Raw genomic sequence first — 13,162 nt, forward strand, 5'->3', positions numbered from 1 at the left:
GAAATCATAGTTTTAGATTTTAAAGGAAAAATGAAGCTAAAAACTTAGGGTGTGGCGTGGAAGTCTTTAACAAGTTCTTTGACTTCACCTGAAATAATCTTTTTAGAGTTTTTATCATTTCTAAAAAGAATAGGTTGCGCTTGAAGAACTGGATTTTGAGCATCTTCAATCGCTTTTTCTATTAGATGATGATGAGGAGACATGCTACATACTGGGTCAGCACTTTCAGCATCACCTGACAAAAGGAAAGCTTGGCAACGACAGCCACCTAAATCTTTTTCTTTTTCAGGGCAAGTTCTGCATGGCTCTTTCATCCAACTGTCGCCACGATATCGATTAAATGCAGGCGAATCTTGCCAAGCCCACATAAGTCCTTTATCACGCACGTTTGGAAATTCAATATTAGGTAATACACGCGCTGAATGGCAAGGAAGTACATCCCCATTCGCAGTGACAATCATAAAGACTTCACCCCAACCATTCATACATTTCTTAGGGCGATCTGAGAAATAATCAGGCACTACAAAAAATACTTTCATTTTATTACCAATTTTTTCTCTAAATTCATTCGTCACTTTTTCTGCATAATCAATTTGCTCTTTAGTAGGCATTAATTGATTGCGATTAACAAGCGACCATCCATAATATTGTGTATTAGCGAGTTCTACATAATCAGCACCTAGCGCTTCAGCCATATCTAATATTTCTTTGATATGTCCAATGTTATAGCGATGGATCACAACGTTAAGTACCATCGGATAACCATGGCTCTTAATCATAGCTGCAACTTTTTTCTTTAATTCAAAAGTTTTTGTATTAGTAATGAAATTATTAATTTCTTCAGTGATGTCATGCATGGAGAGCTGAATATGATCCAATCCACCCTCTTTAAATGCTTGAATTCTTTTTTCAGTTAAGCCAACACCTGAAGTAATAAGATTACTGTAATAACCTAATTTTTTTGCCTCTACCACGATTTCCTCAATGTCATCACGAAGGAGTGGCTCTCCTCCTGAGATACCTAATTGAAGTGCGCCTAATTTTCTTGCATCGCGTAAGACATTTATCCATTGCTCGGTCGACAATTCGTTTTGCGTATGTTTGTCGTAATCAGTAGGGTTATAACAAAATGCACAATGAAGTGGGCATCGATAGGTAATTTCAGCCAATAACCATAACGGCTGGGTATGTGTGACGGATGCTGCTACACCATTATTTTGTGTTGCCATCTTATTGCCCCTTTATTTAGCTTTCTCAATCCAAGCTTTATCTAAAGCGAATTGGATCATAGATAGAATATCTTTTTCAATACCTTCCACATCTTTAAATTTTATTTTTAAAGAAGCGATTATTTGATCGACTGAGTTTTTTCCATCAACCAAACTTAAAACCTCACCTGCACTACCGTTTAATTTCACCATACCTTCAGGAAATAAAATAACATGAGATTGTTGTGCTTCTTCCCATTGGAATCGATGATGGGCTGCAATCTTGAATATATCTTTTTGCTCAATCGTCATTTTAGTATCTAGGCTGTCTTAAGTAATCGCGATCTTCAACTTTAATATTAGAAGATGCAAGCATAATAGAATCTGCAATTACCCATAACACATCAAGTTTAAATTGAAGAATATCTAATGCACGTTCTTGCATCGCACGTGACTGACTAAAATAATCAAGTGTCACAGACAACCCTTGTTCTACGTCACGTCTTGCTTCTGTTAAACGTTTTTTAAAATAAGAGAGGCCTGATTCTTTAATCCATGGATATACTTCAGGCCATGAACTAATCCGTTGCTGATGAATATGTGGAGCGAATAATTCTGTGAGTGATGAACAAACTGATTCTTGCCATGGTCTTTGTCTTGCAAAGTTAATATATGCGTCGACTGCGAAACGAACACCTGGACTCACATGCTTTAAAGATGTAACGTCTTCTCGAGTTAAGCCAACCGCTTCACCTAGTTTCACCCATGCTTCGATACCACCTTCAGCACCATCAACACCATCGTGATCTGTGATGCGCACAATCCATTGTTTTCTTACTTCTTTGTCAGGGCAGTTAGAAAGAATCGCTGCGTCTTTTTGTGGAATACCAATTTGATAATAAAAACGATTTAATACCCAACATTGCAACTGTTCTTTAGTGAGTTTTCCTTCATACATCATTACATGAAAGGGGTGATAGATATGATAACCTCGGCCCTTTTCACGAAGCTTTTCTTCAAATTCTGACCTTGTCCAAATTTTATCCATATCTAACGATTCCTTTTATAAAACAATATCCATACCATCGTATGCAACTTCAATACCGTGTTGGGTTAAGATGGCACGCTCTTTTGAGTCTTCTCGCAAAATTGGGTTTGTATTATTAATATGTATAAGTACTTTCTTAGCGCGAGGGTAACGATCTAATACTTCAATCATTCCGCCCTCACCTGATTGAGGATTGTGTCCAATATCCCGGGCCTTCCTAGTCATTAAACCCATATCAATCATTTCTGTATTAGTCCAAAAAGTACCATCCACCATAATGCAATCTGCTTTTTCAAATAAAGGTGGTAAATGCGGTTCAATTTCGCCCAAGCCTGGTGCATAAAATAATCGCTTTTGTGTTTTTTTATCTTCGATCAACATACCAATCGTGTCGCCTGGATGTGGATTATTTCGATGCGGGGAATAAGGTGGTGCTGCACTTTTTAATGCAACTGCAGTAAATGTAAGATTTTCAATCTGAGGTATTTCAAATGAAGTATTTCCATCAGTTGGAATTTCATGATGATTGATACCACAGTAATGATCTAAAATATTTAAAAGCGGATTACCTGAAGTGAGGTCTTGATACACCATATCTGTACAATAGAGTTCACGTTTTTGTGTGCCTTCACGAAGCATCAATAAACCTGTGGTGTGATCGATTTGAGCATCAATAAGCACAATGGCTGAAATACCGCTATCACGAATAGCTCGACCCGGTTGAAGAGGAGGAAAATCTTGAATTTGTTGCAACACATCAGGTGACGTATTAAAAAGCACCCAATGGATACCATCAGAACTTACACATATGGATGATTGTGTGCGTTTTGTAGCTTTGATGGTTCCCTTTCTAAGGCCATCACAATTCTCGCAATTACAATTCCACTGGGGAAATCCGCCACCCGCACCTGCACCTAATACATGTATATGCATAAAATCCTGTCGATGAGATCAATTTTTAATATGGGATGATACTGAGGTAAAAACACCTAATCTCATAGTGGAAATTTGCTAAAGAGAACTCATGAAATCCATGAGTTCTTTAAAGAATTTCGCGGCCAATCACCTTTGCAATACCTCTTAGTTCTCCCATGAGCGTAATAAGCTCTTGAGGATTAATCGCTTGATCTGCATCACACCATGCTTCGCATGGGTTAGGATGCATCTCAACTAAAAGACCATCAGCCCCTGCAGCAATAGCTGCTCTAGATAGAGCTGCCACCATCCATGCTTTACCACCGGCATGAGACGGATCTACGATCACAGGAAGATGTGTTTCTTTTTTTAACACTGGAATCGCAGTGACATCCAATACATTTCTATAATAAGTTTCAAAAGTTCGAATACCACGCTCGCAGAAAATAATATTATGATTGCCGCCTGCTGCAATATATTCTGCAGCCATTAGCCATTCTGAAATCGTTGCTGACATCCCACGCTTTAAAATCACTGGCACATTGACTTTACCTACTTCTTTTAGAAGCTCAAAATTTTGCATACTACGAGTACCAATTTGAATCACGTCTACTTTATATTTCATAAAGGTATCAAGTTGTCTTGCATCCATAAGTTCAGTAACAATAGGCAAGCCTTCTTTGTCTGCAGCTTTTCTAAACATTTCTAGCCCTTCAACACCTGTACCTTGGAACGTATAAGGACTTGTGCGAGGCTTGAACGCACCTCCACGCATAAGCCTTACACCCGCGGCTTTTACAGCCTTTGCAGATTTTTCCATTTGCTCCGGCGTCTCAACTGAACACGGGCCTGAAATAATTTGGATTTGTTTGCCGCCCATGAGATTACCTTTTATATCAATCACGGTATCTTCTTTGTGCCATTCACGTGCAACAATTTTATAAGGCTTTACAATATGAAGCGCTTGCTCAACGCCGGGAAGAGACTCTAAAAGCTCTGGATCAAGGCTACGCTCATCTCCAATTGCACCAATTACTGTTCTCTCAGTGCCTCGAGAAACATTGGCTTCTAGGCCTTTTTCTTCTATGCGCTTAATGACCGACTCAATTTGCTCTTCTGTCGCAGCGTTGCTCATTACAATAATCATGCTAAATCCTATTTAAATAATCGTTTCTAATGCCTGAATAAATCTTTCATTTTCTTCTTTAAGACCAATGCTGACACGTAAATAATCAGGCATCTCATAATTAGCCACTGGGCGGATAATGATACCCGCTTTTAATAACGCCTCGTACACTTGAGAAGCTTTGTCTACCTTGAAACTTATAAAGTTTCCAAAAGTAGGAATAAAGCTTAAATTCAGTTTTTGAAAAGCTGATTCTAATTGTTTTTTTCCATTATTATTCAGTATTTTACTCTCAGTGACAAATGCGTCGTCCAATAATGCTGCAACCGCAGCGTCTTGCGCCAAATTATTGACATTAAAAGGCTGTCTTACTCGATTCATAAATTGAATAATTTCAGGGTTGGATGCCCCGAAACCCACTCTCAATCCTGCCAAACCATAAGCTTTTGAAAAAGTTCTTGAGATAATTAAATTTGGAAATTCATTAAGCCATGTAAAGCTCACTGATTTATCATCACCGTCTAGATACTCATCGTAAGCTTCGTCTAAAACCACAATAATATGCTGAGGAATTTTACCTAAAAACGCTTTAAGTTCATTTTTAAGAATAAGTGTTCCTGTGGGATTATTGGGGTTCGCAATGAAAATCATCTTCGTTTTTGAAGTGATCGCATCGAACATTTTTGAAAGATCGTGCGAGAAATTATAAGCCGGGACCTTAACACCTATAGCCCCCATAACCTGGGTTACAAGACTATAAACAGCAAAAGCATGTTGTGAAAAAATAACTTCATCGCCCACTTTTAAAAATGTGCGTGCAGTTAACTCTAAAATATCGTTTGATCCATTTCCAAAAATTAAACCATCGGGATTTAAATTAAATTTATGACTAACAGCGTTTTTTAATTTAAATGCATTACCATCAGGATAGCGATAAATCTCATCAATAGATTTTAAAATCACTTCACGCGCTTTTGGGCTCATACCCAAAGGATTTTCATTGGAAGCTAACTTCACAATGAATGATTCTTCTAAGTTGTATTCCCGAGCAAGTTCAGAGATAGGTTTGCCACCTTGGTAAGGGGCAATATCACAAATATACTTTGGAATGAGAGATTGAATAGACATAATCAAATATTAAAAAAAGTCTTAAGTGGCATGCTAGCGCATAAATCCATTAAGTCAAATTAGATTGCGGATAGGATCCTAAGACTTTTAAGAATGAAGCTTTAGATTCGATTTCTTTCAGTGATAGCGCGACTTTTGTGTCCGTCATATGCCCTTCCACATCAATAAAAAAAACATATTCCCATAAGCCAGTTTTAGATGGGCGAGATTCAAGTTTAGTCATGCTTACTTTATTCTTTGCAAAAGGTTCAATCATCGATGCAATAGCACCAGGCTGATTTTTTGCGGCAACAATAATGGATGTTTTATCTAATCCAGAAGGCTTAACTTCGTGATTAGAAATTACTAGGAATCGCGTTGAGTTTTTTGGATCATCTTCGATATTTTCATTTAACACAGGAGTGTTGAATAATCCTGCAGCACGGATGCTAGCAATAGCAGCGGTACCCTTTTCTTTAGATGCTATCTTGGTAGCTTCAGCATTGCTAGAAACGGATTGTAATTCAATGCCTGGAGCATGATTAAGCAACCATTGATGACATTGCGATAATGATTGAGCATGAGAGTATATTTTTTTAATGCTCGATAAATTTTTTTCATTGCTTATTAAATTATGATGCACAGGCAAAATAATCTCAGCACATATCAAAGTATTAGATGTGAGAAGTAAATCAAGCGTCCGATTAATCGCACCTTCTGTGGAGTTTTCTACAGGCACTACACCATAGTGCGCTTTATGTGATTCCACAAGATGAAATACTTCATCGATACTCGATGTTTGCATAGAAACAATCGATTCACCGAACTGTTTCATAGATGCTTCTTCGCTGAATGTTCCGAGCGGCCCTAAAAATGCAACGGAGATTTGTTTTTCAAGCGCCCTACAATTAGACATGATGCTCTTATAGATACTTTCAATACTTTCATTTGAAAGCGGTCCCTGGTTTTGTTCAACCAAACGACGCAAGACCTGAGCTTCTCGTTCAGGACGATAAATCACACCATCGGTTTTTAGACTTCCGATATTTGACGCTAATGAAGCTCTTTTAGAAATAAGATCTAAAAGTTCATTATCGATTTTGTCGATGGCGTCTCTTAATTTTTTTAATTCGTCTGTCATAAGATTAATGTGATTTTTCAAAATCCTTCATGTAATCAACTAAGGCTTGAATGCCTTCAATAGGCATAGCATTGTAGACTGAAGCCCTTATACCGCCTACAAGGCGATGCCCCTTTAAGCCGATCATACCTAAATTTTCAGCGCCTGTTACAAAAGATGTATGTAAATCTTCATTTTGAATTCTAAAAGGCACATTCATACGAGAACGATTTTTGATATCAATCGGATTAGAGTAAAAGTCTGTTGAATCAATGTAGCCATATAACAATTCAGCTTTTTTAATATTTTGTTTCTCAATAACTTCTAGACCACCAAGCTCAATAAGCCATTCAAATACGAGGCCTGCCATATATATACTATAAGTCGTCGGTGTATTAATCATAGACTGATTTTCGACTTGTGTTTTCCAATTAAATACCGAGGGAGTTAATGGTGAAGCAACATCTAAAAGATCATCTCTTACAATAAGAATTGTTAAACCTGCAGGTCCAATATTTTTTTGTGCACCAGCATAAATCACCCCAAATTGACTTATATCGACCGGTCTTGAAAGAATGTGAGATGACATATCGGCAACAACTGGAATCGTTTTGATAGATGGCATATCAAAGTATTCGACACCGTGTATCGTTTCATTGGAACAAAAATGAACATAAGCTGCAGATGAGTCAATTTTCCAGTCTTTAGGATCAGGTGCTTTTGCATAACCAATAGCTTCGGAAGAAGCTGCAATCGTCATATCGCCAAAAGGTAAGGCGTCTTGATAAGAGCGCTTAGACCAATATCCACTCACTACATAATTCGCTTTTTTACCATTAAGAAGATTTAAAGGCACCATGGAGTTTTGAGCGATCGCACCACCCTGTAAAAAAAGTACTTTGTAATTTTTAGGGACATTAAAAAGAGATCGGAAATCACTTTCTACTTTTTCAATAATCGACATGTAATGTTTACCACGATGCGACATTTCCATGACAGACATACCTGAGCCATGCCAATCTAGCATTTCAGATTGCGCTCGAAGCATGACTGATTTTGGAAGTACTGCCGGACCTGCTGAAAAGTTATAAGTACATTTCATGGTGAATTAAAAAGCTATTCCTCTAAATCATCATCAGCTTCTACGATCTTTTCGAGACCTGATAATTTTTCGTTTTCGCCTAAATTAATTAATGTGACACCTTGCGTTGCCCGACCAAGCTCTCGAATTTCACTGACGCGTGTTCGAATAAGAACACCACCTGTTGTAATTAACATAATTTCATCTTCATCACTCACAAGTTTTGCAGCAACGACAAGACCATTACGTTCACTCACTTGTATAGCTTTAACGCCTTGTGTAGCTCGTCCTGAATGTCTAAAGTCAGAGAGAACAGTTCGTTTTCCATACCCATTTTCAGTAGCCACAAGCATAGATTGTTGATCATCACTTGCAATTAGGAGTGATAGCACTTGTTGGTCTTCTTGCAATTTCATTCCACGAACGCCCCGTGTATTTCGACCCATACTTCTTACGTCTTCTTCATCAAACCAAACAGCCTTACCACCATTTGAAACCAAAACAATATCGTTGGAGCCATCCGTAATTTCAGCGCCAATTAAGAAGTCATTGTCATCAAGATTGATCGCGATAATGCCTGACTTGCGTGGGTTTGAGAAATCTGTAAGCGGGGTCTTTTTAACTGTACCTAAAGCCGTTGCCATGAAAATATAATGCTTATCATCAAATTCTTTAATGGGCAAAATCGCATTAATTTTTTCGCCTTCTTGCAGAGGGAATAAATTCACAATAGGTTTACCCCGGCTTGTGCGGCTTCCTTGCGGCACTTCATATGCTTTTAGCCAATAAACTTGTCCGCGACTTGAGAAGCATAAAATGTTGTCGTGTGTATTTGCCACAAACATTTTGTCAATGAAATCATCATCTTTTGTAGTTGCTGCTTGCTTACCTCTTCCGCCACGTTTTTGCGCGCGATATTCAGCTAATGCTTGTGATTTGATATAACCTGTATGCGAAAGTGTCACCACTACATCTTCAGGAGTAATTAAATCTTCGGTTGATAAATCTAATGCATTCTCAACAATTTCACTTCGACGTTTATCGCCATATTGTTCTTTGATGGCTTTAAGTTCATCTGCAATAATTGCTGTGACTCTTGCAGGCGTTGCTAAAATATCAAGAAGGTCTGTGATGACATTCATAATCTCTTTATATTCGTTAACAATTTTTTCTTGTTCTAAGCCTGTTAAACGTTGTAATCTTAATTGAAGAATTTCTTGAGCTTGAACATCAGATAACTTATAGCCTGATGCACTCAACCCAAACTCTTTTGATAAGCCTTCAGGGCGAGAGAATTCCATTGCAGCGCCGTTAAGCATTCCTTCTACGACAGAAGATTTCCATGTGCGCGCCATCAATTCTTTTTTAGCATCTGGTGGTGTCGGCGCTGCTTTAATAATTTTAATCATCTCGTCGACGTTTGCTAATGCCACTGCTAAACCTTCCAAGATATGGCCACGCTCCCGTGCTTTTCTTAATTCAAATACTGTTCTTCTTGTAATAACTTCACGACGATGTCTTAAAAAAGCATCAAGAATTTGTTTTAAGTTAAGAAGTTTTGGTTGGCCATCAATGAGCGCTACCATGTTCATACCAAAACTATCTTGAAGTTGTGTTTGCTTATAAAGATTATTTAGAATGACATCCGGATTTTCCCCACGCTTTAACTCAATCACAACACGCATACCTGATTTATCTGACTCATCTCGCAAATCTGAGATACCTTCAATTTTTTTATCATTTACGAGCTCAGCAATCTTCTCGATAAATGTTTTTTTATTTACTTGATATGGAAGCTCATCAACAATGAGTGCTTCACGATTACCTTTATCTAATTTTTCAACGTGTGTTCTACCTCTCATGACAACGCGGCCGCGTCCGGTTCTATATCCTTCTTTAACACCTGAAGTGCCATGAATGATTCCAGCTGTTGGAAAGTCTGGTGCTGGTATTAACTTAATTAATGCATCAATTGATGACTCAGGTTTTTCGAGGAGCAGCAAACAAGCATCGACAACTTCATTTAAATTATGGGGTGGAATATTGGTCGCCATACCCACAGCAATACCGGAGCTTCCATTAATAAGAAGATTCGGAATGCGCGCTGGCATAATAAGCGGTTCTTGCTCAGAGCCGTCATAATTAGGGCCAAAATCAACGGTTTCTTTATCGATATCCTCTAAAAGCTCATGCGCAATTTTAGACATACGAATTTCCGTATATCGCATAGCAGCAGCATTATCACCATCTACCGAACCGAAGTTACCTTGACCATCAACTAACATATATCGCAAGCTGAAATCTTGTGCCATACGAACGATTGTGTCGTATACAGCTGTGTCGCCATGAGGATGGTATTTACCGATCACATCACCGACAATACGCGCTGATTTTTTATAAGGCTTATTAAAGTCGTTATTAAGTTCATGCATCGCAAAAAGAACACGGCGATGTACAGGCTTTAACCCATCCCTTACATCAGGAAGTGCTCTCCCGACAATCACGCTCATCGCGTAATCGAGGTAAGAGCGTTTCATCTCATCTTCAAGGCTGATTGGGATGGTTTCTTTGGCAAATTGATTCATAGGATTTAGATCGATAATTTAAGTAGAAAACTACCCAAATTTTAGCATGTAGCAGGGCTGTATTCTTGCCCTGCTAAAGGTATTTTTTAGCGTGAAAGACTAGACAAATCGGCTTTTAGGTCTTCTATATCCTCAAGGCCTACAGCGATTCTAACGAGGTTATCCTTAATACCGGCTTTTTGACGTTCTTCAAGGCTTACTCTTGAATGAGTGGTTGTTGCAGGATGTGTAATTGTAGATTTAACATCCCCTAAATTAGCTGTAATAGAGATTAACCGAGTCGAATCAATTAGGCTCCAAGCCTCTTTTTGGTTGCCTTTTACCTCAAAAGATACAATGGCTCCTCCGGTTTTTTGCTGGGTTAAAGCAAGTTTATGCTGCGGATGGGAAGCCAATCCAGGATAGTAAACTCGATCTACCTGAGGCTGGGATTCAAGCCATGAAGCCAAATGAAGAGCGCTCTTGGAGTGCGCGTCCATACGAATAGATAATGTTTCTAAGCCTTTTAAAAATACCCAAGCATTGAAAGCGCTCATCGAAGGGCCTGCTGTTCGTAAGAATTGATAAATTGGCTCTATCGTTTTTTTATCTGCCAGAACTGCGCCACCTAGACAACGTCCTTGGCCATCAATATATTTGGTGGCTGAATGAATAATAATATCGGCACCAAATAACAAAGGTCTTTGAAGTGCTGGCGAACAAAAACAATTATCGACCACCAATTTAATATCTTTATGATGTGCAATTTTTGAAAGCGCTTTAATATCCGTCACTTCAGTCAATGGATTAGACGGAGTCTCCACAAAGAAAAGTTTTGTGTTTTTTTGAATGGCTTCTTCCCATTCATTAAGATTAGTGAGTGACACAAAAGTCACTTCTAAACCCCAACGCTTTAAAATATTACTAAAGAGTTGAACAGTTGTACCAAAGATACTTCTTGACGCCACAATATGGTCGCCTGCAGAACATAGGCCCATGATCGTTGCTAAAATAGCTGACATACCGCTTGAAGTTGCCACACATGCTTCACTACCTTCGAGAGCTGCAAGGCGATCCTGGAACATTGTGACCGTAGGATTTGTAAAACGAGAATAGATATTGCCAGGCTCAGTACCCGCAAATCTTGCTGCAGCCTGGGATGATGAATCAAACACATAGCTTGAAGTTAAAAAGATAGCTTCAGAATTTTCACCAAACTCAGATTGTAATGAGCCTGCTCGAATAGCTTGTGTATCAAATTTCCATGGATCGTTATTCATAGTCTGTTACCTTTTTTTGGGCATAAAAAAACCCGTTTCACAAAAAGCTAAAACGGGACAGACCTCGCTTTAGCTGTATTTTTAACGCGCCCGCAAGCTGAGAAATAAATTATCACTCAAATCAGCGCAGTTCGAATTATGCACGATAAAAAAAATACGTCAAGAAACGCTTAATATTAAGCAGCTTCTTCTTCATTTTTAATTAAATTTAAATCCATTTGTGTACTTGCATTTGACGGCTTATCAGATTTATTAGAGTCAGCTCGAAGCGTTTCAATATTTTTTAAATAATATTCATCAATGTCGCCTGTGATGTATTTGCCATCAAAACAAGAAGCGTCGAATTTTTTAAGCTTTGGATTGATCGATGCAATATTCTCAATCAGTGCATCAAGATCTTGATAAATTAATTCATCCGCACCAATTTCTTCGCGGATTTCTTCGTCTGTTTTATTAGGCGCTAATAATTCTGTACGTGAAGGCATATCAATGCCATACACATTGGGAAATCTCACGGGAGGTGCCGCTGAAACTAGGTAAACTTTTTTAGCGCCCGCTTCTCTAGCCATTTGAACAATTTCTTTTGACGTTGTACCTCGCACAATAGAATCATCAACTAACAGTACATTCTTATCTTGAAATTCAATCTTAATGGGATTGAGTTTTTGTCGCACTGATTTTTTTCTTAATGCTTGGCCAGGCATAATAAAAGTACGACCAATATAACGATTTTTAATAAAGCCTTCGCGGTAATCAAGTCCCAGTTCAAGCGCAAGCTGTAATGCGCTAGGACGGCTTGTATCGGGTATAGGGATCACTACATCGATATCTAAATGTGCCCATGCTTTTTTAATTTTTTGCGCTAAGGTCTTTCCCATATTAAGTCGTGTTTGATAGACAGAAATGCCATCAATGACAGAGTCAGGTCTTGCAAGATATACATACTCAAATATACAAGGATGATGATTAGGTTTGGCACATTGTTTAGAATAAAAATTACCATTCATATCAATAAAGATTGCTTCGCCTGGCTCAACATCCCTTACTAACTTAAATCCCAATACATCAAGCGCTACACTTTCAGAAGCCACCATATATTCAACACCTTCTGGACTGTCGTGTTTGCCAATAACAAGCGGGCGAATACCATGAGGATCTCTAAATGCAAGTAAGCCGAAATTAGCAATCATAGAAACTACAGCATATGCGCCTTTGCATCTCTTATGAAGTGAAGTAACAGCATCAAAAACAACGTCACTATTAAGGACAGTGCTTTTTGAAGACTCTTCAATTTCATGCGCTAACACATTAAGTAAAACTTCTGAATCTGATGTGGTATTGATATGACGAAGATCTTGCCTAAAAATATCTTCTTTAAGTTTTTCCGCGTTCGTTAAATTTCCGTTATGTCCTAAAACAATGCCAAAAGGTGAGTTCACATAAAAAGGCTGAGCTTCGGCAGCAGAAGATGAACCAGCAGTAGGATAACGCACATGCGCAATACCAGCATTACCAATAAGATTTCGCATATGGCGGGTATGAAAAACATCTTTCACGAGACCATTATTTTTATGCATAAAGAAAGTATTGCCGTCACAGGTGACAATACCAGCAGCATCTTGACCCCGATGCTGAAGAACTAATAAGCCATCATAAAGTAGCTGATTAACAGGATTTTTACCGACTATTCCAAGGATTCCACACATTTCAGCG

11 protein-coding genes are annotated in these 13,162 nt (G+C 38.4%); all 11 read right to left on the minus strand.

Features of this window, described 5'->3' with window-relative positions; translation table 11 throughout:
- Positions 1-44 precede the first annotated feature (44 nt).
- A complete protein-coding gene (gene pqqE / locus FIT61_RS03635) occupies positions 45-1,229 on the minus strand; it encodes a pyrroloquinoline quinone biosynthesis protein PqqE (RefSeq protein ID WP_187351771.1) in 1,185 nt (394 codons plus the stop codon).
- A gap of 12 nt (positions 1,230-1,241) precedes the next feature.
- Positions 1,242-1,520 (minus strand): pyrroloquinoline quinone biosynthesis peptide chaperone PqqD, encoded by a 279-nt coding sequence (pqqD, locus tag FIT61_RS06755; RefSeq protein ID WP_187351772.1) that lies wholly within the window; start codon positions 1,518-1,520, stop codon positions 1,242-1,244.
- A gap of 1 nt (position 1,521) precedes the next feature.
- The gene (pqqC, locus tag FIT61_RS03640; protein ID WP_139883322.1) at positions 1,522-2,256 is read right to left on the minus strand and encodes a pyrroloquinoline-quinone synthase PqqC; all 735 of its coding nucleotides are present in this window, start codon (positions 2,254-2,256) and stop codon (positions 1,522-1,524) included.
- 15 nt (positions 2,257-2,271) lie between these two features.
- Positions 2,272-3,189, minus strand: a complete 918-nt coding sequence (pqqB, locus tag FIT61_RS03645) for a pyrroloquinoline quinone biosynthesis protein PqqB (RefSeq protein ID WP_139883323.1) — start codon at positions 3,187-3,189, stop codon at positions 2,272-2,274.
- Between the two features lie 109 nt (positions 3,190-3,298).
- A complete protein-coding gene (gene aroF / locus FIT61_RS03650; RefSeq protein WP_139873450.1) occupies positions 3,299-4,318 on the minus strand; it encodes a 3-deoxy-7-phosphoheptulonate synthase in 1,020 nt (339 codons plus the stop codon).
- A gap of 12 nt (positions 4,319-4,330) precedes the next feature.
- Entirely contained in the window at positions 4,331-5,425 is a 1,095-nt protein-coding gene (gene hisC / locus FIT61_RS03655; protein ID WP_139873451.1) for a histidinol-phosphate transaminase, read from the minus strand.
- 49 nt (positions 5,426-5,474) lie between these two features.
- A complete protein-coding gene (gene pheA / locus FIT61_RS03660) occupies positions 5,475-6,545 on the minus strand; it encodes a prephenate dehydratase (RefSeq protein ID WP_139873452.1) in 1,071 nt (356 codons plus the stop codon).
- A 4-nt stretch (positions 6,546-6,549) separates the two neighbouring features.
- Positions 6,550-7,626 carry a 3-phosphoserine/phosphohydroxythreonine transaminase gene (serC, locus tag FIT61_RS03665; RefSeq protein WP_139873453.1) on the minus strand — a complete coding sequence of 359 codons (1,077 nt, stop codon included), beginning with the start codon at positions 7,624-7,626 and terminating at the stop codon, positions 6,550-6,552.
- A 14-nt stretch (positions 7,627-7,640) separates the two neighbouring features.
- A complete protein-coding gene (gene gyrA / locus FIT61_RS03670; RefSeq protein WP_139873454.1) occupies positions 7,641-10,190 on the minus strand; it encodes a DNA gyrase subunit A in 2,550 nt (849 codons plus the stop codon).
- An 86-nt stretch (positions 10,191-10,276) separates the two neighbouring features.
- Positions 10,277-11,449, minus strand: a complete 1,173-nt coding sequence (locus FIT61_RS03675) for an O-succinylhomoserine sulfhydrylase (protein WP_139873455.1) — start codon at positions 11,447-11,449, stop codon at positions 10,277-10,279.
- Positions 11,450-11,625: 176 nt separating this feature from the next.
- Positions 11,626-13,155 carry an amidophosphoribosyltransferase gene (gene purF, locus FIT61_RS03680; protein WP_139873456.1) on the minus strand — a complete coding sequence of 510 codons (1,530 nt, stop codon included), beginning with the start codon at positions 13,153-13,155 and terminating at the stop codon, positions 11,626-11,628.
- Between the last annotated feature and the right edge of the window lie 7 nt (positions 13,156-13,162).

This window comes from Candidatus Methylopumilus rimovensis (assembly GCF_006364615.1).
Taxonomy (GTDB): domain Bacteria; phylum Pseudomonadota; class Gammaproteobacteria; order Burkholderiales; family Methylophilaceae; genus Methylopumilus; species Methylopumilus rimovensis.